General features: G+C 60.3%; 21 protein-coding genes. 10 read left to right on the top strand and 11 right to left on the bottom strand.

What is annotated here, in order from left to right; genetic code table 11:
• Positions 1-21: 21 nt before the first annotated feature.
• The 7 genes from NQ490_RS02930 to NQ490_RS02900 all read right to left on the bottom strand — a co-directional run bounded on the left by NQ490_RS02930 (position 22) and on the right by NQ490_RS02900 (position 7,101).
• The gene (locus NQ490_RS02930; RefSeq protein ID WP_007047347.1) at positions 22-1,071 is read right to left on the bottom strand and encodes a nucleotidyltransferase family protein; all 1,050 of its coding nucleotides are present in this window, start codon (positions 1,069-1,071) and stop codon (positions 22-24) included.
• A 30-nt stretch (positions 1,072-1,101) separates the two neighbouring features.
• The gene (locus NQ490_RS02925; RefSeq protein WP_007047346.1) at positions 1,102-2,265 is read right to left on the bottom strand and encodes a LegC family aminotransferase; all 1,164 of its coding nucleotides are present in this window, start codon (positions 2,263-2,265) and stop codon (positions 1,102-1,104) included.
• A 169-nt stretch (positions 2,266-2,434) separates the two neighbouring features.
• The gene (gene mreB, locus NQ490_RS02920; protein WP_040917797.1) at positions 2,435-3,454 is read right to left on the bottom strand and encodes a rod shape-determining protein; all 1,020 of its coding nucleotides are present in this window, start codon (positions 3,452-3,454) and stop codon (positions 2,435-2,437) included.
• A 90-nt stretch (positions 3,455-3,544) separates the two neighbouring features.
• The gene (locus NQ490_RS02915; protein WP_007047344.1) at positions 3,545-4,099 is read right to left on the bottom strand and encodes a Maf family protein; all 555 of its coding nucleotides are present in this window, start codon (positions 4,097-4,099) and stop codon (positions 3,545-3,547) included.
• Positions 4,100-4,192: 93 nt separating this feature from the next.
• Positions 4,193-4,639: a dUTP diphosphatase gene (gene dut / locus NQ490_RS02910; protein ID WP_007047343.1), complete on the bottom strand. Its 447-nt coding sequence runs from the start codon at positions 4,637-4,639 to the stop codon at positions 4,193-4,195.
• 9 nt (positions 4,640-4,648) lie between these two features.
• Positions 4,649-6,727, bottom strand: coding sequence for a peptidase U32 family protein (locus NQ490_RS02905; protein WP_007047342.1), 2,079 nt, complete (start codon positions 6,725-6,727; stop codon positions 4,649-4,651).
• On the bottom strand, positions 6,724-7,101 hold the full coding sequence (locus NQ490_RS02900; RefSeq protein WP_007047341.1) for a cell division protein ZapA: 378 nt from the start codon (positions 7,099-7,101) through the stop codon (positions 6,724-6,726). The genes NQ490_RS02905 and NQ490_RS02900 overlap by 4 nt, the downstream gene beginning before the upstream one ends.
• A gap of 295 nt (positions 7,102-7,396) precedes the next feature.
• On the opposite strand from NQ490_RS02900, the gene NQ490_RS02895 reads away from it, so the two are divergent.
• The 4 genes from NQ490_RS02895 to NQ490_RS02880 all read left to right on the top strand — a co-directional run bounded on the left by NQ490_RS02895 (position 7,397) and on the right by NQ490_RS02880 (position 13,271).
• The gene (locus NQ490_RS02895) at positions 7,397-9,769 is read left to right on the top strand and encodes a glycogen/starch/alpha-glucan phosphorylase (protein WP_040918158.1); all 2,373 of its coding nucleotides are present in this window, start codon (positions 7,397-7,399) and stop codon (positions 9,767-9,769) included.
• 70 nt (positions 9,770-9,839) lie between these two features.
• Positions 9,840-11,690: a glycoside hydrolase family 13 protein gene (locus tag NQ490_RS02890; RefSeq protein ID WP_007047338.1), complete on the top strand. Its 1,851-nt coding sequence runs from the start codon at positions 9,840-9,842 to the stop codon at positions 11,688-11,690.
• 200 nt (positions 11,691-11,890) lie between these two features.
• Positions 11,891-12,340, top strand: coding sequence for an NfeD family protein (locus tag NQ490_RS02885; RefSeq protein WP_007047336.1), 450 nt, complete (start codon positions 11,891-11,893; stop codon positions 12,338-12,340).
• Between the two features lie 28 nt (positions 12,341-12,368).
• Positions 12,369-13,271 carry an SPFH domain-containing protein gene (locus NQ490_RS02880; RefSeq protein ID WP_007047335.1) on the top strand — a complete coding sequence of 301 codons (903 nt, stop codon included), beginning with the start codon at positions 12,369-12,371 and terminating at the stop codon, positions 13,269-13,271.
• 55 nt (positions 13,272-13,326) lie between these two features.
• Here the strand turns inward: NQ490_RS02880 and pdxR are convergent, their stop codons facing one another.
• Positions 13,327-14,721, bottom strand: a complete 1,395-nt coding sequence (gene pdxR / locus NQ490_RS02875; protein ID WP_007047334.1) for a MocR-like pyridoxine biosynthesis transcription factor PdxR — start codon at positions 14,719-14,721, stop codon at positions 13,327-13,329.
• Between the two features lie 151 nt (positions 14,722-14,872).
• Between pdxR and NQ490_RS02870 the strand changes: the two genes are divergently transcribed.
• Together NQ490_RS02870 and NQ490_RS02865 are read left to right on the top strand one after the other, a co-directional pair.
• Positions 14,873-15,520, top strand: coding sequence for an ECF transporter S component (locus NQ490_RS02870; RefSeq protein WP_007047333.1), 648 nt, complete (start codon positions 14,873-14,875; stop codon positions 15,518-15,520).
• A gap of 160 nt (positions 15,521-15,680) precedes the next feature.
• Positions 15,681-16,964 (top strand): SGNH/GDSL hydrolase family protein, encoded by a 1,284-nt coding sequence (locus NQ490_RS02865; RefSeq protein ID WP_007047332.1) that lies wholly within the window; start codon positions 15,681-15,683, stop codon positions 16,962-16,964.
• 53 nt (positions 16,965-17,017) lie between these two features.
• On the opposite strand, the gene NQ490_RS02860 is transcribed toward NQ490_RS02865, so the two are convergent.
• Positions 17,018-17,434 (bottom strand): RrF2 family transcriptional regulator, encoded by a 417-nt coding sequence (locus tag NQ490_RS02860; protein WP_007047331.1) that lies wholly within the window; start codon positions 17,432-17,434, stop codon positions 17,018-17,020.
• A gap of 512 nt (positions 17,435-17,946) precedes the next feature.
• Between NQ490_RS02860 and NQ490_RS02855 the strand changes: the two genes are divergently transcribed.
• The 3 genes from NQ490_RS02855 (at position 17,947) to NQ490_RS02845 (ending at position 20,638) form a co-directional block, all read left to right on the top strand.
• A complete protein-coding gene (locus NQ490_RS02855; protein ID WP_007047328.1) occupies positions 17,947-18,837 on the top strand; it encodes a MetQ/NlpA family ABC transporter substrate-binding protein in 891 nt (296 codons plus the stop codon).
• Between the two features lie 104 nt (positions 18,838-18,941).
• On the top strand, positions 18,942-19,940 hold the full coding sequence (locus NQ490_RS02850) for a methionine ABC transporter ATP-binding protein (RefSeq protein ID WP_007047327.1): 999 nt from the start codon (positions 18,942-18,944) through the stop codon (positions 19,938-19,940).
• Positions 19,940-20,638, top strand: a complete 699-nt coding sequence (locus NQ490_RS02845) for a methionine ABC transporter permease (RefSeq protein WP_007047326.1) — start codon at positions 19,940-19,942, stop codon at positions 20,636-20,638. The genes NQ490_RS02850 and NQ490_RS02845 overlap by 1 nt, the downstream gene beginning before the upstream one ends.
• A 258-nt stretch (positions 20,639-20,896) precedes the next feature.
• Here NQ490_RS02845 and NQ490_RS02840 read toward each other — a convergent pair whose 3' ends face one another.
• A complete protein-coding gene (locus NQ490_RS02840; protein ID WP_007047325.1) occupies positions 20,897-21,949 on the bottom strand; it encodes a threonine aldolase family protein in 1,053 nt (350 codons plus the stop codon).
• Positions 21,950-22,066: 117 nt separating this feature from the next.
• On the opposite strand from NQ490_RS02840, the gene NQ490_RS02835 reads away from it, so the two are divergent.
• Positions 22,067-23,443, top strand: coding sequence for a sodium-dependent transporter (locus NQ490_RS02835; RefSeq protein ID WP_007047324.1), 1,377 nt, complete (start codon positions 22,067-22,069; stop codon positions 23,441-23,443).
• A 45-nt stretch (positions 23,444-23,488) separates the two neighbouring features.
• On the opposite strand, the gene NQ490_RS02830 is transcribed toward NQ490_RS02835, so the two are convergent.
• Positions 23,489-24,262, bottom strand: coding sequence for an HD domain-containing protein (locus NQ490_RS02830; RefSeq protein WP_040917796.1), 774 nt, complete (start codon positions 24,260-24,262; stop codon positions 23,489-23,491).
• Positions 24,263-24,348: the final 86 nt, after the last annotated feature.

The following is a 24,348-nucleotide window of genomic DNA, read 5'->3' as shown; positions in this document are numbered from 1 at the left end:
TTTTCTCCTTTATTCTCTGCGTCAGGACTGGTTTTCCAGTTTGCGGCGCATTTTCTCCAGCTCTTCCATCTGGCCCATGTCCATCCAGCTGCTCTCGGCAATGGGATACACGCCGACCTTCTCGCCGGCGGCGCGGTAGCGTTCGATCACGTCGGGGAATCCGATGACTTCCCCGTCTTTCATCTCATCCACGACCCTCGGCTCCACCACATACACGCCGGTGTTGGTCAGAAAATCCAGCTCCGGTTTTTCCCGCATGGCAGCAATGCCGCCGTCGGGACCCAGTTCCACCACGCCGTAGGGGACGGTGTAGTGTTTGAACGCGCAGATCATCGTTACCAGATTGCCGTTCTTTTTGTGATACTCATAGACATCGCCGAAGTCCACATCCAGCAGGGTATCGCAGTTGGTGAAGAAAAAAGGCGAATGAATTTTGCCCTTGAGCAGGCAGAGCCCGCCGCCGGTGCCCATAAAGACATCCTCGTCGGCAAAATCCACGGTGTAATCCTTTTCCAGGTCGCCGAAATAGGATTTGATCATGCCGCGCTTGTAGTTGACGATCATGGTGAACTGGCGGCAGCCGAAATCCCGGAACCGGTCCATGATCAGTTCGGAGATGGGCTGCTCTCCCACCGGAATCAACGGCTTGGGCAGGATCTTGGTGTATGGATAGAGCCGCGTGCCCAGGCCGCCGGCCATCATCACCACGGGAATGTCGGTGTGCTTGCGGTTGTCCACATCCAGACCATAGGCAAAGACAATGTCGGTGATGACACCACGCTTGTCCAGAATGGGCAGCGCGTCGATGCGGTTCTGCTGCAGCACTTCCCGGGCGCGACCCCGCTCGGCGATGGGCAGGCTCAGCGGATGATAGTTGGCTGCCAGGCTGGCAGCCTGCTCCGGCGTGCCCCCGCGCAGGAAAAATTTGCGGATATCCCCGTCGGTCAGGGCCGCCTCCAGATGGCCCTGGGGCGCGATGAAGAGGATGCGCTGGCCGGTTTCGTCCAGCTTGCGCAGTGCCTCCAGAACGGTGGCGTCCTGGGGCAGGAACAGTTCTTCTACTTGGATCAAAGGGTGATCCCCCTCTCGGTCGGTGGTGGGTTACAGGCTCAGGACCGCCTGGCAGACGCGCTCGCAATCCGCAAGCGACAGGTTGGTGGAGCAGGGAAGGTTGACGATATACCGGCGGTAGTTCAGGGCCTTGTCCAGGCCGTAGGCTTCGTTGCGCGGGTAGTCCGCCTGCTCATGGATCAGCGCCCAGACCGGCCGGGTCTGGATGCCCTGGGCCTGCAGTTTCTCAATGACGGTATCCCGGTCCAGGCCGGAGTCTTTCAGATACAGGCTGAAGAACCAGCGGTTGGGACGGATGCCTTCGGTGCGGAAAGGCAGGATGCGCAGTCCTTTCACGCCGTCCAGCTTTTCCACATAGTGGTCGTAGAGCTCCTTCTTGTGGGCGATGAAGCCTTCCAGCCGTTCCAGCTGGGCCAGGCCCAGACAGGCCTGCACGTTGGTCATACGGTAGTTGTAGCCCACCTCATCGTGCAGGAACTGCAGCAGATCCGCCTTGGCCTGGGTGGACAGGTGTTTGGCGTGTTCGGCCCAGTCGGGATGGTTGGAAACCACGGCGCCGCCGGCACCGGTGGTGATGATCTTGTTGCCGTTGAAGCTGTAGCAGCCGATATCTCCGATGGTGCCGGCAAACTTCCCGGCAAAGGGACCGTCGGTATAGTGGGTGCCCAGCGCCTCGGTGGCGTCCTCAATGAGGATCAGGCCATAACGGCGGGCGATTTCGGTCAGGCGCACCATGTCGGCCATGTTGCCGAACACGTGTACGGCCTCCAGCGCTTTGACATGGGCGCCGGTGGCTTTGTTGTACAGCTTGCCGTCCCGCAGTTCGCAGTGGTCGCGGCAAAACGCCTCCACGGCGTCAGGGTCAATGCAGAGGGAATCGTCGCAGCCGATGAAGATGGGCTCGGCGCCGACGTAGCGGGTCAGCGGGTTGACGGCGGCAATGAATGTCAGCGTGGGTACGATGACTTCATCACCGCGGGTGATGCCGGCGGCCATGGCTGCCAGGTGCAGGGCACTGGAACCGCCATTGCAAGCTACGGCGCGATCCATGCCCAGATAGCGGGCCAGGGCCTCTTCAAATTCAGTGACTTTGCCGCCGCTGGTGGATACCCACCCGGAGGTGATGGCCTCGCCGGCCAGTTCAGCTTCCCGGGGACCGAAATTCGGGACAGAAAGCGGAATAAACTCAGACATACGGAATGCCTCCCTTTATCGTTACCGTGCCAAGACGGCCTGTGCGTACACATATACATTGTTATTATACTGCGTTTGCCCTTTTACGGCAAGAGAAAAGCCGATTTTTCGCGCTGAAAACGAAAAAAGGACGCAGCCGTGCAGGCTGCGTCCTTGTATAAGAATCTGATTACAGATAGCTGAGTTCTTCCTTGCGTTTGCCCACCAGTTCGGGGTTATCCAGCACCGCACCGGCGCCCAGGGCCACACAGTCCAGCGGACTTTCCGCCACGTGCACGGTGATGCCGGTCTCGTTCTGGATCAGGGTGTCAAGGCCCCGCAGCAGCGCGCCGCCGCCCGACAGCATGATGCCCCGGTCGATGATGTCGCTGGAAAGTTCCGGCGGGGTCCGTTCCAGGGTGTCCTTGATGGCGTCCACGATGCGCAGCAGGTTTTCACTCATGGCTTCCCGCACTTCCTCGGAACGGATCAGAATATCCTTGGGCAGGCCGTCCACCAGGTTGCGGCCCTTGATCTCCATACTGGTTTCGGGGTCCTGAGGGCAGGCGGAACCGATCTCGATCTTGATCTGCTCGGCGGTACGCTCACCCACCAGCAGGTTGTACTTGCGCTTGATGAAGGCGATGATGCTCTGGTCCAGCGCGTCCCCGGCGCAGCGCACACTGTGGCTGGCCACGATACCGGACAGGCTGATGACCGCCACTTCGGCGGTGCCGCCGCCGATGTCCACAATCATGCTGCCCACGGCGTCGGTGGTGGGCAGTCCGGCACCGATGGCGGCAGCCATGGGCTCCTCGATGACGGTGACCTGACGGGCACCGGCCTTGGCGGCGGCCTGCCGCACGGCGCGGCGCTCTACCTCGGTGACGCCGGAGGGCACACAGATGACCACCCGCGGCCGGGTAAAGATGCTGTTGCCGCATGCCTGGCGGATGAAACTCTGCAGCATGGCGGCGGTGATGTCAAAATCGGCGATGACGCCGTCCTTCAGCGGCCGTACCGCCACGATGGACCCCGGCGCCCGGCCGATGACCGCCTTGGCCTCGTGGCCCACGCTGCGTACCCGCAGTTCGTCACTGCGCGGGTCCACGGCCACCACGCTGGGTTCCCGCATGATGATGCCGCGGCCTTTCATATACACCAGCGTGTTTGCGGTGCCCAAATCAATGCCAATGTCCTTGGAAAACATAGCGCGTATTCTCCCGAAAAAACCTTTGAAAAAATTACCGATCCAGCTCATGCACAGCTCCCTCACTTGGGGGCTGCGCACGGATACACCTTACCGGAACGCGCGCAGCAGCTGCGCCGCCCGGTGTACCGGCAGCCCCATGATATTGTAGTAGCACCCCGCAATGCCCACGCACCACAGCGCCGCATGGCCCTGGATGGCGTAGGCTCCGGCTTTGTCATAGGGCTCCGGCGTGCGCACGTAAGCCAGCAGGTCTTCCTCCTCAATAGAGGAAAAGGTGACCAGCGTGGTTTCCACCGTTGCGGCGGCCCGGGTGCCCCGGCAGATGCACACACCGGTATGTACCTTGTGGGTGCAGCCCGAAAGTGCACGCAGCATCCGCAGGGCGTCGGCCTCATCATGGGGTTTGCCGAACACCTCCCCGTCGCATTCCACCACCGTGTCAAACCCGCAGACGATGTCTTCCGGATGGGAGGCAGCCACTGCGCGGGCCTTGGCCGTGGCCAGCGCCTGCGCCAGATGGGCGGGGGTGTCAGCCGCGATCTTGCTTTCGTCCACATCGCTGGTCATGACAGTGTAGTCCGGGGCGATCAGTGCCATCAGCTCGCGGCGCCGCGGGCTGCCGGAGGCCAGGATCAAAGCCATAGCGAAGTCCTTTCGTGTTCGATTATAGTGGAGTACCGGCGTCGAAATCTGCCACACCGGCACGAGACTGGAAAATTTGGAAAATGCTTGTCCTCACACCGTCCCGGTGGAGCCGAAACCGCCGGTGCCCCGGTCGGTATCGCTCAGGGCTTCCGCCTGTACAAAGGCGGCCTGCCACACCGGCGCGATGCAGAGCTGGGCCACCCGTTCCCCGGGCTGGATGGTGTAGGATTCGCCGCCCAGATTGATCATGGGCACCCGCAGTTCGCCGCGGTAGTCGCTGTCAATGACCCCCACGCCGTTGGCCATGCACAGGCCGTGTTTGATGGAAAGGCCGCTGCGGGCATAGACCAGTGCCACACATTCGGCACCGGGCAGTTCGATGGCCAGCCCGGTGGGCACCAGCACCCGCTGCATGGGGGCAACTGTCATCGGTTCGTCCAGCAGCGCGCAAAGATCGGCGGCTGCGGCACCGGGGGTGGCGTAGGCGGGCAGTTTGGCCCGCGGGTCCAGCTTCTTGCAGGAAACGGTCATTTGCATAAAATCCTCTCAGTTGTTGGTATAGTATAGCCCACGGGTGAACTCACTGTCAAACGGCTTGCCGTCTGTGAGCAACGCCAAAATCTGGGCGGTGCGGGCAGGGGACTCGGTGGTGAAGGCGGCAACCGCCACATCCACCGGCAGTTCGGTCATCCGGTCGCCCATATACAGCGGAACAGGGTTGAACACGGTACGGATGCCCGCGCCCCCCGGCGCCGAGCAGGTCACGGTAAAGTCCCGGCCCTTGCGGTCCCGCAGCGTGCCGCCGCCGGCGCACTGGGCGCAGCTGTGCACGTTGCGCAGCGGGCAGGCGCGGGTCAGCATCAGCGGAATGTGCCCGTAGCACAGGGCCGCTGTGGGCAAGGCCTTGCCGTCCCGCAGAGGGGCTACGGCCTGCATGGCGTTCACGGCGGTCTCAGGATGCAGCAGCATGCCCTGCAGTCCCAGCTCCGCATAGCGGGCAGCGGACATGGGGTTGGTGATATTCAGCCCCAGCCCGCCGTACAAAGGCCAGTCTTTGGCCAGCAGCAGATGGGCCGCATTGTTCGCCACCGCTCCGGCGAAACCGGCGTTTGGCAAGGCGTTCAGGCGTTCGGCGGTCTGTGCCTCCAACTTGCCGAACATGACCCGCGGCAGCTCCAGCAGTGTTTTGCTGCGCCAGGCGGCGGGGACCTTGTCGGCTTCGGCGATGGGGAACACCAGCCACCGCAGCTGGTCCACGAAGGCGGCGGGGCATTGCGCTACGGTGGAAAAACGGGCGGCCAACGCCGGTACAGAGCCGACGCTATGGGCCGCAAAGCGAGGCGGCAGATAGGGCTGCACAGCATGGGGCTTTACAACAGAGCGCTTCTCCAGCAGGGTTTCCAGCGCTTCCCGGCGCAGCTCGTTCCAGACGCTGCCGGGCAGGAAGCCAGGTGTGCCGGTCATCGTGACACCTGTACAGAGGAACGGCGTACCGCCGGTCTTGCCCAGGGCCCGCTCAACGGCGGGCGTCGGGTCTTTCTGGGCAGGCTGCGGCGCCTCCTCACTGTAGACGATGGCTTTGTGGCCGTCCTCGTCGGTAACGGCCAGCTTGACACCCTCCTCCTCAAAGGCGGCGGCAAAATGCACAGGAATACGATGCAGCTCCCGGCGGAACAGTTCCCGCGCCTTGGGAGTGGCTGCCCGGGTGGCGGCGGCGTCGGCCTCGGTGCGCACACCGAACATGGTGCCGTCGTTGCGGCCGGTCAGATAACCGTCGGTGAAGCCGGAACGGGAGAAAATGTCCCGCACCAGCGCTTCGTCATAGGTCTGACCCTCCCGCACGGCGCGGCAGGCCGCCACACTGGCGGCAGCATATTCCGGTGCGCGCAGACGGCCCTCGATCTTGACGCTGGCCACACCGGCGTCCATCAGTTCCCGCAGATGGGGAATGTGATCCATATCTTTCAGGCTCAGATGGCAGGCTTTTCCCGGCTTGCCCGGTGCCAGCCCGGCGGAGGCATCAAAGGGCAGACGGCAGGGGCCCGCGCAGGCGCCGCAGTTGCCGCTGCGTCCGCCCAGGAAAGCACTCATCATGCACTGGCCGCTGACACTCATACAGAGGGCGCCGTGGATGAACACCTCGCACTCGATGGGGCTGGCGGCACAGATGGCCCGGATCTCCTCCAGAGAGAGCTCCCGCGCCAGAATCACCCGGTCGTACCCCAGGGCTGCCAGCTCTTTGGCACCGGCAGGGGTGTGGACGCTCATCTGGGTGGAGCCGTGCAGATGCAGGGTGGGGGCGATCTGTTTGATCAGCTGGGCTGTGGCCAGATCGTCAGCAATGACGGCGTCCGCACCGGCCTCGGCAACGGCGCGCACCGCGTCGGCCAGGCCTTCCAGTTCCCGGGCGTAGACCAGGGTATTCAGCGTCACATGAACCCGCACGCCCCGGGCATGGCAGAAGGAAACCGCCTCCCGCAGTTCCTCGGGCGTAAAGTTGCCCGCTGTGCGGCGGGCGTTGAAGCCGGTAAGCCCCAGATAAACAGCATCAGCGCCGCTGAACACAGCGGCGCCAAGCATTTCACGGTTTCCCGCGGGGGCCAGAATCTCCAGCGGGCGGCTCACGGGGCCTCCTGACTGCTCTGGGAACGGCGCAGACGGCGTTCCAGCTCATCGATGCGGCGTTTCAGCGAGGCGTTCTCCCGGCGCACTTCCTCGGCGGCCATCTTGGCGCTGGCGGCGTCCTCGAGGTAGTCCTTGATCTGGCGGCGCATGTTGTCGGCGCTGCCGCTGGCCTTTTCCAGCTCGTCGCGGTAATTCAGGGCCGTCATGACGGCGGCGGTGGTGATGGAAACGGAATTGGAGGAAGCCATCAGTTCGTTCATGTCCAGATTCAGCCGGTCGGCCAGATTCTGCATATAGTCTTCACTCTCGCTGGTATTGACCACATAGCTGGAACCGCAGATGTTCAGCCGCACTTTCGAGGTAGCCATTCCCATAAAAATTGTGCTCCTTCCTGCTTTATGTTCAAAATTAAACCTGCGCAAAGGGGCAGGCGAGAAAAATCTTACCAATATTATAATACAAAACGATCATCAGCAAAAGCCCTTTTTGTGGAAAAGTGTAAAAAACCGGTCAAAGAGGCAAAATTCCCTTGCGCAATCGCTGAAATATGGCTATAATCAATAATGTGGCAATTTTGGATGCCGTTAAACATACAAAAAATCAGTGATCCCAAAACAAAACAGTAAGGAGAGAACGATTTTGAAATACACCAAGCGTGAGTTTGAGAAGATGCTCAAAGACAAGCTGATGAGCGAGTGCAATGTCACGTTGGACACTGCATCCGCCGATCAGATCTACCGTTGCCTGGCATCTATCACCCGTCAGATCATGTCCGACCGCCAGAAGCGGTTCCAGGCCAAGGTCCTGGGCGAGGGCAAAAAGCAGGTGTACTACCTCTGCATGGAGTTCCTGATGGGCCGCAGCCTGCGCACCAGCCTGTTCAACCTGGGCCTCAATGAAGTGGCCGAGAGCGTGCTGGCGGATGCCGATATCAAGATCGATACCATCTACGACCAGGAACCCGATGCCGGCCTGGGCAATGGTGGTCTGGGCCGTCTGGCGGCCTGCTACCTGGATGGCATGGCCACCGACTGCATCCCCGGTACCGGTTACTCCATCCTCTACGAGTACGGCATCTTCAAGCAGAAGATCGTGGACGGCTGGCAGCAGGAGACTGCCGACAACTGGCTGCCCGGCGGTCAGGTGTGGATCAAGTCCCATCCCGACCAGGCCCAGGAGATCCGCTTTGACGGTCAGGCCATCGAGACCTGGGAGGGCGGTTTCCATCACGTCAAGTACGAAAACTACAATTCCGTCATTGCCGTGCCCAACGACATGTACGTCGCCGGTTACGGCAGCCAGGGCGTTTCCAAGCTGCGTCTGTGGCAGGCCAAGGCGCCCAGCTTCGATATGAGCAGCTTCAACGCCGGCAACTACAACACGGCCATCAGCCAGTCTGCTTCCGCCGAACTGATCTCCAAGATCCTCTACCCCAACGACAACCACACCGAGGGCAAGATCCTGCGTCTGCGCCAGCAGTATTTCTTCTCGGCCGCTTCCATTGCCGACATCCTGCAGAATCACCTGAACCAGTACGGCACGCTGGATAACCTGCCCGACAAGGTGGCCATCCAGCTGAACGATACCCATCCCACCGTGGCCATCCCCGAGATGATGCGCATCCTGCTGGATGAGTGCAGCTACGACTGGGATACCGCCTTCGACATCTGCCGCAAGGTGTTTGCCTACACCAACCACACCGTCATGAGCGAGGCGCTGGAAAAGTGGAACGCCGACATCTTCCGCAGCACGCTGCCCCGCATCTGGCAGATCGTCTGCGAGCTGGACCGCCGCTGCCGCATCGAGCTGGAGAAGGCCTTCCCCGGCGACTACGGTAAGATCAACTATATGGCGATCCTGGGCGACAATCAGGTCCGCACCGCGAACATCTGCGCCTATGTCTGCCACGCCATCAACGGCGTTTCCAAGCTGCACAGTGAGATCATCAAGGACAGCGTCTTCCACGACTACTACCTGTTCAAGCCCAAGGCGTTCAAGAACGTCACCAACGGCATCGCTTACCGCCGCTGGCTGCTGGCTTCCAACCCCGGCCTGACCAATTTGCTGGAGGAGACCATCGGCGACGGCTTCAAGACCGACGCATCCGAACTGAAGAAGCTGGAAAAGTTTGCCGACGATGCGGCTGTGCAGGAGAAGCTGGCCAAGGTCAAGCATGAGAACAAAGCCCTCTTCGCCAATTATCTGGAGAAATCCACCGGCCAGGTCATCGACCCCAACTCCATCTTTGACTGCCAGGTCAAGCGGATGCACGAGTACAAGCGTCAGCACCTGAACGCGCTGAGCATCGCCGCCGAGTATCTGTATCTGAAGAACAACCCCAACGCCGAATTCACGCCCAAGACCTACATCTTCGGCGCCAAGGCGGCCCCCGGCTACTATATGGCCAAGCAGATGATCCGGATGATCTGCAAGCTGGGCAAGCTCATCGACGAGGATCCCGCCGTGCGCGACAAGCTGCGTGTGGTCTATCTGGAGGATTACTGCGTCACTCTGTCCGAGCGTCTGATGCCCGCTTCCGAGGTTTCCGAGCAGATCTCTCTGGCCGGCACCGAGGCTTCCGGCACCGGCAACATGAAGTTCATGCTCAACGGTGCCATCACCCTGGGCACGCTGGACGGTGCCAACGTGGAGATCGCCGATGCCGCCGGTCATGACAACGAGATCATCTTCGGCATGCTCACCCCCGAGGTCAATGCGCTGAAGGGCATGGGCTACCATCCCTCCGCCTTCATCTCCGGCGACAACACCGCCATGGCGGTTCTGGATATGCTGGAGAAGGGCTGGAATGGTGAAAACTTCAGCGAAGTGACCAACAACCTGCGCAACTCCGACCCGTATATGGTCATGGCGGACTTCAAGGATTATCGCCGTGCCCAGCAGACGGTCCAGCAGCTCTACCAGGACAAGAAGAAGTGGAACCACATGAGCCTGATGAACATTGCCAATGCTGGCATCTTCAGCGCCGACCGTTCCATCATGGATTACGCCCGCGACATCTGGGGCGCCACGCCGGTCAAATAATTACCCTGTATACTTTTGCTGCCGCGGCCGTCTGACCGCGGCAGTTTTTACTCTGAACAGGGGGCTTTCTATGCCGCATACCTTTTACAACAGTTTTGACCCTGCCTGCAAGACGCCCTTCGGCGCCATCGAGGCCGGGCAGGAGGTCACCTTTTTCCTGACGGTGCCGGAAAACCTCGGTTACGTGGACCCGCACCTGGTCCTGACCAAGGATAAGGAGGATCCCGTCCACTATCGCATGACCTTTACCGGTCAGACACCGCAGGTCAATCATTTTTCCTTTACCATTGCGCCCACCACACCGGGACTGTACTTTTATTATTTCGATCTGTACACTGATTTCCGCAAGATCTATCGCGGCAACGGCGGGGAAGGGGTGCTCAGCTGGACGGGTGGCGCCAGCTGGCAGCTGACCGTCTACGAGAAAAACTTCACCACGCCGGACTGGTTCCGCAACGGGACAATGTACCAGATCTTTCCCGACCGCTTCTGCGAGGGTGTGCCCAACAAACCCATGCCCTTTGCGGACCGCATCTACCGGGCGGATAAAACCGGGGAGCCCTATTTCTGGCCCACCGAGCAGGATGACGGCTACCTCAATATGGACTATTACGGCGGCGATTTCGCGGGCATCCAGCAAAAGCTGCCCTACCTACGGGATCTGGGCGTGACCTGCATTTATCTGAATCCCATTTTTGAGGCCCACGCCAATCACCGCTACAACACCGCCAACTACCTGAAAGCGGATCCGCTGCTGGGCACCAACGAGGACTTTGCCGCCCTCTGTGCTGCCGCCCGGAAGGAAGGCATCCGTATCATTCTGGATGGGGTGTTCAGCCATACCGGTTCAGATTCCGTCTACTTCAACCGGGAAGGCCGCTACGGTCCCGGCGGTGCCTACCGTGACCGCCATTCCCCGTACCGCAGCTGGTACGACTTCGATTCCGGTTATCCCAGCGGCTACCGCTGCTGGTGGGGCTTTGAGACCCTGCCCGAAGTACAGGAGGATTCTCCCTCCTACGAGGAATTCGTCTGCGGCAAGGGCGGCGTCATCGACACATGGCTGAACCTGGGGGCCTCCGGCTTCCGGTTGGATGTGGCAGATGAATTGCCGGACTCCTTTATCGAAAAGATCCGTCAGGCCGTCAAATCCCACGGGGAGGACAAGCTGCTCATCGGTGAAGTGTGGGAGGACGCCACCACCAAGGAAGCCTGGGGAGAGCGCCGCACCTATCTGCGGGGCAAAGGGCTGGATACCGTCATGAACTATCCCTTCCGCAACGCGGTGCTGGATTATATCCGCGGCGCCGATGTGTCGGCGGTGGCGGAACAGCTCATGACCATCTGTGAAAACTATCCGCCGCCGGCCCTGCACTGCCTGATGAACTTCCTTTCCACCCACGATACCGAGCGGGCCCTGACTGCGATTGCCGGCGAACCGGCCAATGGGCAGGACCGTTTCTGGCAGAGTGGCCGCCGCATTGCACCCAACAAGGTGGACGAAGGACTGCGCAAGCTGCTCCTGGGCTACGCGATGATCTTCACCCTGCCTGGCGTGCCCTGTGTCTATTATGGCGATGAGATCGGCATGCAGGGGTACCGCGATCCATTCAACCGCGCCTTCTTTGACTGGAATTCCACCGAGGAGCGCCTCCGCGGTCCCATGAAGAACCTGGTCCGGCTGCGCAGAAGCTGCGATGCCTTTGACGGCGGCAGCTTCGAGATCATCCGGGCGGAGGAGGATGTGCTCCATTACCGCCGCGTGGGCAAGACCCAGACGGCGGAGATCATCCTAAACCGCGGCCCGCACCTGCTGGCGGAAACGGCTTTCGGCAAATCCACCGAAGTCAATCCCGGCGGTTTCACGGTGCTTGTGGAGGATAATGCCCCCCAGCATGTGGGATACTTCTCCATTTATTGATGAAAAAGCTCCGGCTCTCCGCGGCCGGAGCTTTTTTGCTGTGTGTTCAGGAGCAGATCTTTTGCATAGGATGGGCTATGGGCAGATTGCACAGAAAAAGCAAGAAATTTCCAGAAATTTACATCTAAAAATCTTGACAGTCTATGTTTAACATGTTAAAGTGTTGACAAAGCAGACCCTGCGGAAGGAGGTTCCGTCTTATGTCGCCTGATACATTGTTCTGGCTGATAGCCATCATTGCTTTTGTGGTGCTGGAAGCGTCCACCACGGCGCTGGTTTCCATCTGGTTTGCCGTGGGAGCCACAGCGGCTCTGGTTGTCAGTTTCTTCACTTCCTCTCTGTCGGTGGAGGCGGTGGTATTTGCCGTCGTGTCGGCGGTGGCGCTGCTCATTATGGTGCCCACCCTGGCCAAACGCCGCAAGGAGCGCAAGGCCCCCGTCACCAACGGTTCGCCGCTGACCATCGGCAAACAGGGGGTAGTCCTGGTGGACATCAACCCCGGCTATCTGGGCCGGGTGCGGGTGGATGGTCTGGACTGGCAGGCCCGGGCCGAGGCGCCGATGCCCAAGGGTACGCCCTGCCGGGTCACCGATGTGGAGGGTGCCATTCTGATCGTATGTCCGGTGACTGTGGAGGCAGCCACCGCCTGACTGTTGGAAAAGAGAAAAGGAGGTCCCTATGCCACTGCTGATTTTTGCCATTATTCTGGTCGTGATCCTGATCATTCTGGTGCGCTGCATTGTCATCGTGCCCCAGTCCAACGCCTACGTCACCGAGTGGCTCGGCGTGTACAAGGATACCTGGGGCGCCGGCCTGCACATCCGCACCCCCTTTGTGGAGCGGGTTTCCCGCAAAGTCTCCCTCAAGGAGGAGGCCGCGGATTTCCCGCCCCAGCCGGTGATCACCCGGGACAACGTCACCATGATGATCGACACGGTCGTCTTTTTCCAGGTGTTTGACGCAAAGCTCTATGCCTACGGCGTCAACCGCCCCATCCAGGCCATCGAGAACCTGTCCGCCACGACCCTGCGTGACATTATCGGTTCCATGACGCTGGATGAAACGCTGACCAGCCGGGATGCCATCAACACCCGCATCACCGTCAGTCTCGACGAGTCCACCGACCGCTGGGGCATCAAGGTCAATCGTGTGGAGCTGAAAAACATCGAACCGCCGCTGGAAATTCGCCAGGCAATGGAGAAACAGATGAAGGCTGACCGCGAGAAGCGCGCCTCCATCCTGCTGGCCGAAGGCGAAAAGCAGGCGGCCATCACCCGTGCCGAAGGTGAGAAGGAATCGGCCATCCTGCGTGCCGAGGCTGTCAAGCAGCAGCGCATCCGGGAGGCGGAAGGTGAAGCCCAGGCACTGCTCACCGTTCAGAAGGCCCAGGCGGATGCCATCCGCCTCATCAACGAAGCCAACCCCAACCATAACTTCCTGGCCCTGCGCAGCATGGAAGCAATGGAGAAGGTGGCCGACGGCAAGGCAACCAAGCTCATCGTGCCCAGCGACATGCAGAACCTGGCCGCCACAGTGGCTGCCATTCAGGAAATCTCCGGCGGGGCGACAGCTGCCAAATAAATCTACAGCAATCAGCAAGAGGGACGACCATAGCGGTCGTCCCTCTTTTTGCGTTCTATCGGATCCAGGCTTGTGCCAGTGCGGCGGCCACAGCGGGGATGTCCTCCTCTTTCAGGGCGGAGTAGCCGGCCACCACGGTGTCGGGCGGGCAGTGCTCCGGCCGGGCCAGATAGTATTCCCGCAAACCGCGCAGCCGCACGCCTTCCCGGGCGGCTGCTTCCACCATGGCGGCTTCGCCGCCGGCCCCCGGCAGCGTCAGCAGAAAGTGCAATCCGCTGTGGACACTGCCCAGGGTGACGCCCCGCAGCTCCCGGTGCAGTGCGGCTGCAAAGGCTTCCATGCGGCGCTTGTAGACCAGGCGCATCCGGGCCAGGTGGCGGGTAAAGTAGCCACCCGCCATAAAGGCGGCCAGCGTCTGTTGCTCAAAACGTCCTACTGTGTTGGCATATACGGCAAAATCATTGCGGTAGCGCGCCAAAAGGCTGCGGGGCAGCACCATGCAGGCGATGCGGATGCCGGGGGCCAGGCTTTTGGAAAAGGTGGTCAGATAGACCACCGGTCCATCAGGGCCGGCCATTCCCTGCAAGCTGGGCAGGGGACGGGTGTCAAAACGGAATTCCGAGTCGTAATCGTCCTCCAGAATATAGCGATCCGGCCGGGCGGCGGCCCAGGCAAGGATCTGGGCCCGGCGGGGGGCGGGCATCGTCACGCCGGTGGGGAAGTGGTGACTGGGCGTCAGATAGCACAGGTTGGCACCGCTTGTCTCCAGCGCCTCGGCGGAAAGGCCGTCCTCGTCAATGTCCACCAGGGTGCAGGGCAGTGCATTGTTCTGCAATACGGCCCGGGTGCGGGAATAGCCGGGGTTCTCAATGGCGGCGGTGCCGCCGGCAAACAGATGGGCCAGACACCCCAGCAGGTACTCGATCCCGGCCCCCACCACGATCTGTTCGGGGGTGCAGTCCACCCCGCGGTATGCCGAAAGATACCGGGCGATCTGCACCCGCAGGGCCTCGTCCCCCTGCATTTCGCCCCGCTGCAGAAGCTCGGGGCGCTGGTACAGGAGCTCCCGCTGGATGCGGCCCCAGCTGCGGGCGGGGAAGAGCGCAGTATCCACACTGCCAGTGGAAAGATCAAATCTCACAGGTTCTGCGGCCGGGGACGGCGTATGCGCCGCTTCGGAGGACTTGCGGGCAGGGCGGCTGTGCAGCATACCGTAGGTCTTTTGCACGTAAAAGCCGCTGCGGGGACGGGCCTCAGCTAGCCCTTCGGCGGCCAGCATCTGATAGGCAGCATCCACCGTGTTGATGCTGACCCCCAATTGGGCGGCCATGGTTCTGCGGCCGGGCAGCGCTGTCCCGGGGGCGCGCTGTCCGCCGCGGATCTCGTCGGCCAGGGCGGCATAGAGCTGCTCGTACAGTGGGGCTTTCTCCTCGGACTTCAATTCAATCATGGAATTTTCCTCCAAACTGGCACCATAAAAAAATCAAAAACTGGGCATTTATCCGGAGCCAGAAAACGCTATAATAGGAGCATACCCTGCAGGAAAGAATTTGTCAACCATCCCTTTACGGGAAGGAAAGCGATAAAGGAGTGTTTTGGATATGGATACGGCAACGATGTGGCTGCTGCTGTTTGGGGCAGTGGCGGTGGCCCTGCTGATTGCGGCACTGACGCGGACCAAGTTTACGGTGCAGCGGATCAGTCTGGTGGGTGTGATGGCTGCCCTGAGTTTTGTGGCCTATGAGTTTTTCCGGATCCCCTTCGCGGGCGGGTCCTCTTTTCATCTGGGCAATACCTTCACGGCATTGACGGCTATGCTGCTGGACGGCGTTTCGGGCGGTCTGGCGGGTGCCATTGGCCTGGCGCTGGCGGATGTGATCGCTGGTGACCCCGGCTATGCCTTCACCACCTTCATCCTCAAGTTCATCATCGGCATTGTCTGCGGTCTGATAGCCCACCGGCTGCTGCACCTGCGCAGCCATCGGCAGGATGGCAAAGGCCGTTATCTGGCCCGGGTGACCCTCAGCGCTTTCAGCGGCCTGCTGGTGAATGTTTTCACCGATCCTCTGGTTGGATATTTCCGGGACCGGTACATTTTCGGACAGCCCGTGGAGGTTGCCACGGTCTTCATCAAGATCACCGGCGGTGTGACGCTGGTTAACTCGCTGCTTTCCACGGTCTGTGCAGTGGTATTGTATCTGGCGCTGGAACCGGCGCTGCGGCGGGCGCATCTGTTGCCCAAAGAATAACAGAAACAGCTCTCTGCTTCGGCAGAGGGCTGTTTTTTTGACACTAAAATATGTAAAAATTGAGAAAAGACTGGCGCTTCGGCCAAAAATAGTGTACAATAGCCACTGTATGCATCCAAAAACAAGGTGAGATGGAACATTCTGCGCGAAAGGAAATGCAATGGCACGCAAAAAGAAGAAGCAGGCGGCAAAAGAGCCGTTGGATATACGCAGCAAAATGTACATTGTGATGGGATTGTGCAGCCTGATGCTGCTGATCAGTGTGGCAATCTCCTTTGTGCTGGTGGGCGGGCTGGACAGCCTGGGCCAGGATGCCGACAGCGACTCGGCTGAGAGCGAATCCCTTGTGACCGAGAGCGGTTACGACAAGGACCAGAACACCATTGACAAGACCCAGTATTCCTCCACAATTCTGGAGAAGAGCGACGATGCCGGCCAGGAATACGTGGATGAAACCCTCTTCCTGGGGGACAGCAACACGGCCCGTATGTACCGGATGTTTGATTACTGTACCTATGACAACGCCATCGGTTCGGTGGGCATGAGCGCCCGTTCCCTGGCCACCTATGCCTGTGTGCAGCTGCAGGGCTATTCCAACTATGTGACAATGGCCAAGGCGGTTTCGCTGATGCAGCCCAAACGGGTGATCCTGACCTTCGGTACCAACGATCTGAGCCCCAGCTATTCCGCCGACAGTTTTGTGGAGGCCTATCAGGAGGGCATCGAGTCCATTGTGGATGCCTACCCCAGCGTGGACATCATTGTCAACTCCATTCCGCCGTTGGGAAAGGTGCACTCCAACCAGAACCTGACCCAGTCCCAGGTGGACGAATATAACAAGGCCCTGGTGGAAATGTGCAAGGAAAAGGGCTGGAAGTTCCTCAACAGCGCCGAAGTGCTCAAAGATTCCTCCTCCGGTTATGCCAAGAGCGGCTATGTGGAGTCCAGCGACGGCATCCATCTGACCAAGGCTGCTATGGATGACCTGTTCGAGTATGTGCGCACCCACAGCTATATCACCGAGGATGATCGTCCCACCGTAAAGAATGTGGCCAAACATATCGGCGATAAGGATGTTTCGGTTTCCACTGCGTCCAATGTGACCACGACCTCGTCGGCCAGCTCCACGGCGCCTACCGAGGCACCGCAGTCGGAGTCGGTCTACCAGGAACCCGTCGTGGTGGAGACTCCGGCGCCGACCGAACCGCCTGTGCAGCAGGCAACCCCCGTGCCGGCTACGCCGGAACCGACGCCGGTGCCGGCCACACCGACCCCGGTTCCGGACCCGACGCAGACGCCGGTGCCCGATCCGACCCAGGCTCCGGCACCGACGGAGTCGGTTCCGGATACCACCCCGACTACCGATCAGACCAGCACTACAACGACTACGGAAAATACGAGCACCGCAGATCCCAATGCGGTGCAGGACCAGGCGCAAAGCTGAAAAAAGCCCTCCGCGTTCTCATCAGAGATTGCGGAGGGCTTTTCTGCTTGCTGTTATTCCAAAGCGGCGCCTTTCTGGGCTCGCAGGGCGGCCAGTGTCACACCGTCCACATACTGGTTGATCAGATCGTTCAGCCCGCACCAGAACCCGATGGTCTGGCACTGATCCCGGCGGGGGCATTCCATATTGGCGCCCAAGCAGGGAATGGCGGTCAGTTCTCCTTCCACGGCGCGCAGGATCTCCCCGGCGGTAATTTCTTCCTCGGGGCGGGCCAGACGGTAGCCGCCCTGGGCACCACGCACGCTGGTCACCAGTCCAGCTTTGGCCAGGGGCGTGATGATCTGTTCCAGATATTTCAGGCTGATCTGCTGGGTGTCGCTGATTTCCTTCAGGGGGACCAGCCCGTCGCCGTGGTTGGCCAGCTCCACCATCAGTCGCAAAGCATAGCGGTCGCGGGTCGAAAATTTCATGCAGGGTTCCTCTTTCTGTGTAGTAGATTACTATTACCATACCATATTTGTAGGAAATTGGCAACCCTTTTGCGGATTTTTGCCTTTGTTTGTATAGAATTCCGAAAAATGCCCTGTTTTATGCAAAAAGTGTTGACATATACATTGTGGGGCGCTATACTCTTACCCAGAGAAGCCGATTGGGCTTATCGGATTTGTGAGGAAAGGGGTACACGGACAATGAACTGCAGCAGCCGTTTTGGTATGATGATGTGCATGTGCAGTTTGCTTCGGCAGCCTGTGCCTGCTTTCTCATGCGCAAATCTGAACGCGTAAGGAAAGAAACACAGCGGGGTGTCGAAGCCATTTCGACGCCCCGCTTTTGTTTTGGCTTCTATCCGAAAAGGAGGAAATTTATCATGGAACGTGGTCCGGTGTACAAACAGCCCGGTGTACGAATGTGACGGCAGGTTGAGGGACCTGCCCGTACGAAAAAACACCACCAACCAAACACAAAAAAGGAGAACCTGATTATGAAAAAGTTGATTTCTGCTGCCCTGGCCGGTACGCTGGCCCTGAGCCTGGCCGCCTGCGGCTCCACCGCTTCGGTTCCCCAGTCCTCTGCCGCTTCGTCCGAAGCTGCGTCTTCCGAGGCAGCTGCCTCCACCGCCGAGACCGGCAGTGATCTGGCCGGCACCACCATCAAGGTAGCCGCCTCTCCGACGCCCCACGCCGAGATCCTCAACGTGGCCAAGGACCTGCTGGCAGAGCAGGGCATCACGCTGGACATCATCGAATTCAGCGATTATGTGCAGCCCAACATGGTGACCGAGAGCGGGGAAGTGGATGCCAACTACTTCCAGCATCAGCCCTACCTGGACTCCTTCAATGAGGAGAACGGCACTCATCTGGTGAGTGTTGGCGATATCCACTATGAGCCGCTGGGCATCTACCCCGGCAAGACCAAGTCCCTGGATGAAATCCCCGACGGCGCCGTCATTGCGGTGCCCAACGACACCACCAACGAGGCCCGCGCCCTGCAGCTGCTGGCTGCCCAGGGCATCATCACCATCCGGGAGGATGCCGGTCTGACTGCCACCGTCAACGACATCACCGAGAATCCCCACAACGTGCAGGTGGAGGAGCTGGAAGCGGCCCAGCTGCCCCGCACGCTGGCTGACGTGGACTACGCGGTCATGAACGGCAACTACGCGCTGGAAGCGGGCTTCTCGGTAGGCACCGACGCCCTGGCCACCGAGGATGCCAACTCTGAGGCCGCCCAGACCTACGCCAACGTCCTCGTCGTCAAGGAAGGCAACGAGAACGACCCCGCCATCCAGGCTCTGCTGAAGGCGCTTCAGAGCCAGGAGGTCAAGGACTTCATCAACGAGACCTACGACGGTGCTGTGGTGGCCCTTTTCTGATAAAAAATAACGAAATACCTTGCAACCGTACGGCGGGTAAGGTACAATCAATAGGGAACGGGCGAGCATGCCCGTTCCCTATTGTAGAATGAGGGGGAAAACCCATGATCGAATTGCAACACCTGACCAAGCGTTTCGCCACCAAGGGCGGCACGGTGGTCGCGCTCAACGACATCAACCTGACCATCCGGGACGGGGACATCTACGGCATCATCGGTATGTCCGGCGCCGGAAAGTCTACGCTGGTGCGCTGCATCAATATGCTGGAGCGCCCCGACGAGGGCAGCGTTTCGGTGGATGGCCGCCGGATGGAAACGCTCAGCGCCGGGGAACTGCGCGCGGCCCGGCGGGACATCACGATGATCTTCCAGCAGTTCAATCTGCTGATGCAGCGCACCTGCCTGCGCAACATCATGTTCCCGATGGAACTGGCCAAGGTGCCCAAAGAAAAAGCCGAAGCCCGCGCCCGGGAACTGCTGGAACTGGTGGGTCTGCCCGATAAGGCAGAAGCCTATCCGGCCCAGCTTTCGGGCGGCCAGAAACAGCGCATCGCCATTGCCCGCGCCCTGGCCACCGATCCCAAGGTCCTGCTCTGCGACGAGGCCACCAGCGCCCTGGACCCCAACACCACCCATGCCATCCTGCAGCTGATCCAGAAGATCAACCGGGAACTGGGCATCACGGTGGTAGTCATCACCCATCAGATGAGCGTGGTGGAGGAGATTTGCAACCGCGTCGCCATTCTGGATGAGGGCACCGTGGTGGAGGAAGGGGACGTGCAGGCTATCTTCAGCCATCCCACCTCCGCAGCGGCCAAGCGGCTGGTGTACCCGGCCGGAGCGCCCAAGGCGGAATCGCTGCCCGGCCACAAGCTGGTTCGGGTCGCCTTCAACGGCACCCAGACCACCGACAAACCGCTGGTGGCCAGCCTGGCCATCCAGTGCGGTGCCCTGGTGTCCATCCTGGCGGCGGACACCCGCATCGTCAACGGCCAGACGCTGGGCAGCATGCTGCTGGCTTTGCCCGACGATGAAAACGCCGCCAAGGCCATCGACTATATCAAGAACTATCCCGGCATTACCTATGAGGAGGTGAACGGCTGATGGCAGAGTTCCTGGCAAGCAAAGAGTGGGCGACCTTCCTGCAGATTTTGCCCACCATACCTTTTGAAACCTGGGAGACCATCTGGTCCACCGCCGTTGCCACGCTGCTGGCATTGGTCATCGGCCTGCCGCTGGGTGTCTGCCTGGTCACCGGCGAGCAGGGCGGCGTCCGTCCGCTGCCCCGCTGGGTCATGAGCGTGCTCAATGCCTTCATCAACCTGCTGCGCAGCGTGCCCTTCCTGATCCTGATGATCATCGTCATCCCGCTGTCCCGGCTCATCGTGGGCACTTCCATCGGTACCCCGGCTTCCATCGTGCCGCTGGTCATTGCCTCCTTCCCCTTTGTGGCACGCCTGGTGGAGACCAGCATCCGGGAGGTGGACGCCGGCGTCATTGAGGCAGCCCAGAGCATGGGCGCTACGCCGCTGCAGATCATCACCAAGGTCATGATCCCCGAGAGCATGCCCAGCCTGATCTCCAATGTGACCATTGCCACCACCACCATCATGGGCTACGGCGCCATGGCCGGCATCATCGGCGGCGGCGGCCTGGGCAAGATCGCCATCAACTACGGCTATTACCGCTTCAATGTGGTGCTGGAGATCTTCGCCACCGTACTGCTGGTCATTCTGGTCCAGATCCTGCAGACGGTGGGCACCCGGCTGGCGGTCCGCTGTGACAAGCGGATCCAGCGCTGAGGATACCGCTTCCGAAATTTTCCAAATTCATAAAAGGTTCAAAATGGTGTGACAACTCGGACACAATCGGGGCGTATACTGTAAGGGAAGTCAAGGTAAACAACCAAAGACCCGATTTACTGCCGTCGGACCATGCGAGGAGCTGCTGCCCCGGTCCGGCGCAGACAACCTACAAGGCGCCCCGCGCCATTTGAATAGATGCAAAAAGCACCCCGGCAGGGATTCCTGCTGAGGTGCGTTTGCTTTTTATAAAGAAGCTTACAGTTTCTGGACGTCGGCAATCAGCTGCGCTACGGCTTCAGGGCGGGTCGCCCAGCTGGTGCAGATGCGTACGGCTGTGTGGTCATCGTCGGGTTTGCCCATGCCGCTCATGGCGTACTGGCGGGAGAGCGCCTCGTACCAGGCGTCGGGCAGCACAAAGAACTGCTGGTTGGTGGGGGAGTCATGCAGCAGCCCGATCCCCTTGGCGGTGAAAGCTTCCCGGATGGAGAGTGCCTGCCGGTCGGCTTCGGCGGCCAGTGTGAAATAGGGGCTGCAGCCGCTGCCGTCTTCGCCATCCAGCAGCGCCAGGAACTGGAGGCCCAGCAGCCGGCCCTTGGCCAGCATGCCGCCGTGCTGCTTGATGGCATAGCGGAAATCTTCCTTCAGCTCGTCGTTGGTGATAACCACAGCCTCCCCGAACAGGGCACCGCACTTGGTGCCGCCCAGGTAGAAGACGTCGCACAGGGCGGCATAATCCTGCAGGCTCAGGTCGTTGGCGGGGCTCATCAGGCCGTAGGCCATCCGGGCGCCGTCCACAAAGAGGTAAAGGCCCAGATCGTAGCAGGTGGCCGAAATGTCGGTGAGCTCCTCCTTGGAATAGAGGGTGCCCACCTCGGTGGGATTGGACAGGTAGACCATGCCGGGCTGGACTTCATGCTCGTGGCTGGGGTTGGCGCGGTGAGACTGAACGGCTGCGCGGATCTGGGCCGCCGTGATCTTGCCGGCGGTGGCAGGCAGTGCCAGACATTTGTGGCCGGTAGCCTCGATGGAACCGGTCTCATGGACATGGATGTGGCCGGTCTCGGCACAGAGCACGCCCTGCCAGGGCTTCAGCGCGGCGTCAATGACGGTCAGATTGGCCTGGGTGGCGCCTACAAAAAAATGTACAGCCGCATCCGGCGCATCGCACAGCCTGCGGATCTGCTCCGCGGCGGCAGCGCAGTAGTCGTCCTCGCCGTAGCCGGGGGTCTGCTCCAGATTGGTCTTCTGCAAAAGATCCAGTACGGGTTGGGCTGCGCCCTCGCCGTAGTCACACTCAAAACGAATCATCTCGGATTCTCCTTTCGATCACGTATCTTACAGTATACCACAGACGGGTAAACCTTGCAATGACCGGTAAAATGCGCTATAATAGGTCGTATTCGTGTGAGGAAGGATGGAAAAACTATGGAATCTCAAAAACAGCGGGAGCATTTTGCTTCCCGCCTCGGCTTCATTCTTGTCAGCGCCGGCTGTGCGATCGGCATTGGCAACGTCTGGAAGTTCCCCTGGATGGCCGGTGCCAATGGCGGCGGCATTTTTGTCCTGTTCTATCTGCTGTTCCTGGTCATCATGGGCGTCCCGGTGCTGACGATGGAACTGGCGGTAGGCCGTGCCAGCCGCCAGAGTGCGGTGGGCGCTTACAAGGCGCTGGAGCCCAAAAACAGCAAATGGCACATTCACGGCTGGTTCTGCATCATCGGCTGCTGCGTGCTGATGATGTACTACACCACCGTAGCCGGCTGGATGCTGGACTACTTCTACAAATTTGCCACCGGCGCTTTTGCGGACATTGATAACAGCGCCGTGGACGGCGTGTTCAGCGCCATGCTGGCGAACCCTGCGGAACTGACCGTCTTTATGGCCATCATCACGGTGGGCGGCTTCCTGGTCTGCTCCTTCGGTCTGCAGAAAGGCCTGGAGCGCATTTCCAAGTGGATGATGCTGGCCCTGCTGGTCCTCATCGTGGTGCTGGCAGTGAACAGCATCATGCTGGACGGCGGCAAGGAGGGCCTTGCCTTCTACCTGCTGCCCGACATCCAGCGGGCCTCCGAGGTGGGACTGGGCAACGTGATTACGGCTGCCATGAACCAGTCCTTCTTTACCCTGAGCCTCGGCATTGCGGCCATGGAGATCTTCGGCAGCTACATGACCAAGGAGCACACTCTTCCCGGTGAGGCGGTGCGCATCTGTGCTCTGGACACCTTTGTGGCGATCTGCGCTGGCCTCATCATCTTCCCGGCCTGCTTCGCCTTCGGGGTGGAACCAAACGCCGGCCCCTCCCTGATCTTCCAGACCCTGCCCCGGGTGTTCGTCAATATGGCCGGCGGCCGGCTCTGGGGTGCGCTGTTCTTCCTGTTCATGACCTTTGCCAGCTTCACCACCGTGCTGGCGGTCTTTGAGAACATCATGGCCAGCTGTATCGACTGCTTCGGCTGGAGCCGGAAAAAGGCGACCCTGATCTGCGGCATCTTCATCCTGCTGGCCAGTATGCCCTGCGTGCTGGGGTACAACCTGTGGTACTTCTCGGTACCGCTGCCCAACGCTCCCGCCGGCGGCCAGGTCCTGGATATTGAAGATTTCCTGGTCTCCAACCTGCTGCTACCCATCGGCAGTCTGGTCTACCTGCTGTTCTGCGTCAGCCGCTGGGGCTGGGGTTACGACAAATATATGGAGGAATGCAATACCGGCAAGGGCCTCAAGATGCCCCGGGTGTTCAAACCTTACTTCCAGTTTGTGCTGCCCCTGCTCATCGTGGTGATCCTGGTCCAGGGATTGATCTGAATCAAAAAAGCATCCGCCTGCGGGCGGATGCTTTTTTCTTTTGGGTCATGCCAGCTTCTGCTCCAGCCAGCGGTGCATCTCCTCCCGGGCGGCAACAAAGGCTGCGGCAGTATCGGGATTGTCGGTGGGAAAGTCCAGCAGCTTCCACAGCCAGCCCTGCTGCGCCACCGCCCGCAGACTCTCGGGATAGCACAGCTCGAACACCAGGGAGGCATGCCCCACGGCGTTGTCGGCGGGGAATTGTTTCAGCGCCCGCAGCACGCAGTGGTGTTCGTAGAACGCCTGGAGCACCGCAGGGGAGACAGGACTTTGCCGCAGGGCTTCGGTGGTGACGTTGTAGATCTCCTCCATGGGAACTTCCACGTTTACCCGCAGAATGTCCACCTTGTCGGCGTCCCGCAGGATTTGGCAGAACTGCAGTGTGCGGTCATCCAGTCCTTCCGGCAGACGGTAGGCGCTGTGCCAGGCCACCGCTGTACGCAACAGTTCATCCTCATCGGTTTCGTCCAGGTAGTCCCGGATGCGCCCCTCCGCAAAGAGTACCCGGGCGCTCATGGCTGCATGGTCGATGGACTGGGCATCGTTGAAGGTACCGTACTGCCGCAGCTGTTCAAAACGGCCCACGTCGTGGAGGAGGCCGCAGAGCCAGGCCAGATCCACATCGGAACGGGCCATCTCCAGGCTGGAGGCGATGCGGTCGCACAGGGCCGCCACGCGGTAGGTATGGTCGATCTTCAGCTTTACCTTGGGATCCTGGGCGTTATAGTGGGCGGCATATGCGGCGAACGCCTGCAGGGCACGCTGGCGGTCCAGTAACATGGCGGATACCTCCTTGAAGCAATCCTTTTTCTGCCATTGTACCACGATTTGGCAAAACTGCAAAACATGCAGAAAACTTCGGACAA

The sequence above is a fragment of the Subdoligranulum variabile genome, assembly GCF_025152575.1.
Taxonomy (GTDB): Bacteria; Bacillota; Clostridia; order Oscillospirales; family Ruminococcaceae; genus Gemmiger; species Gemmiger variabilis.
The sequence above is the reverse complement of the archived record's forward strand: the minus strand, read 5'-3'. Positions and strand labels throughout refer to the sequence as shown.

Bases quoted from the DNA above. Each gene is read 5' to 3' on its own strand.
- NQ490_RS02915 (WP_007047344.1), bottom strand. From the start codon at position 4,099: ATGGCTTTGATCCTGGCCTCCGGCAGCCCGCGGCGCCGCGAGCTGATG.
- NQ490_RS02840 (WP_007047325.1), bottom strand. From the start codon at position 21,949: ATGATTCGTTTTGAGTGTGACTACGGCGAGGGCGCAGCCCAACCCGTA.
- NQ490_RS02835 (WP_007047324.1), top strand. From the start codon at position 22,067: ATGGAATCTCAAAAACAGCGGGAGCATTTTGCTTCCCGCCTCGGCTTC.
- NQ490_RS02880 (WP_007047335.1), top strand. From the start codon at position 12,369: ATGCCACTGCTGATTTTTGCCATTATTCTGGTCGTGATCCTGATCATT.
- NQ490_RS02845 (WP_007047326.1), top strand. From the start codon at position 19,940: ATGGCAGAGTTCCTGGCAAGCAAAGAGTGGGCGACCTTCCTGCAGATT.
- NQ490_RS02860 (WP_007047331.1), bottom strand. From the start codon at position 17,434: ATGAAATTTTCGACCCGCGACCGCTATGCTTTGCGACTGATGGTGGAG.
- NQ490_RS02925 (WP_007047346.1), bottom strand. From the start codon at position 2,265: ATGTCTGAGTTTATTCCGCTTTCTGTCCCGAATTTCGGTCCCCGGGAA.
- NQ490_RS02850 (WP_007047327.1), top strand. From the start codon at position 18,942: ATGATCGAATTGCAACACCTGACCAAGCGTTTCGCCACCAAGGGCGGC.
- NQ490_RS02900 (WP_007047341.1), bottom strand. From the start codon at position 7,101: ATGGGAATGGCTACCTCGAAAGTGCGGCTGAACATCTGCGGTTCCAGC.
- NQ490_RS02895 (WP_040918158.1), top strand. From the start codon at position 7,397: ATGCTCAAAGACAAGCTGATGAGCGAGTGCAATGTCACGTTGGACACT.
- NQ490_RS02885 (WP_007047336.1), top strand. From the start codon at position 11,891: ATGTCGCCTGATACATTGTTCTGGCTGATAGCCATCATTGCTTTTGTG.
- pdxR (WP_007047334.1), bottom strand. From the start codon at position 14,721: ATGATTGAATTGAAGTCCGAGGAGAAAGCCCCACTGTACGAGCAGCTC.
- dut (WP_007047343.1), bottom strand. From the start codon at position 4,639: ATGCAAATGACCGTTTCCTGCAAGAAGCTGGACCCGCGGGCCAAACTG.
- NQ490_RS02870 (WP_007047333.1), top strand. From the start codon at position 14,873: ATGGATACGGCAACGATGTGGCTGCTGCTGTTTGGGGCAGTGGCGGTG.
- NQ490_RS02890 (WP_007047338.1), top strand. From the start codon at position 9,840: ATGCCGCATACCTTTTACAACAGTTTTGACCCTGCCTGCAAGACGCCC.
- NQ490_RS02855 (WP_007047328.1), top strand. From the start codon at position 17,947: ATGAAAAAGTTGATTTCTGCTGCCCTGGCCGGTACGCTGGCCCTGAGC.
- mreB (WP_040917797.1), bottom strand. From the start codon at position 3,454: ATGTTTTCCAAGGACATTGGCATTGATTTGGGCACCGCAAACACGCTG.
- NQ490_RS02865 (WP_007047332.1), top strand. From the start codon at position 15,681: ATGGCACGCAAAAAGAAGAAGCAGGCGGCAAAAGAGCCGTTGGATATA.
- NQ490_RS02830 (WP_040917796.1), bottom strand. From the start codon at position 24,262: ATGTTACTGGACCGCCAGCGTGCCCTGCAGGCGTTCGCCGCATATGCC.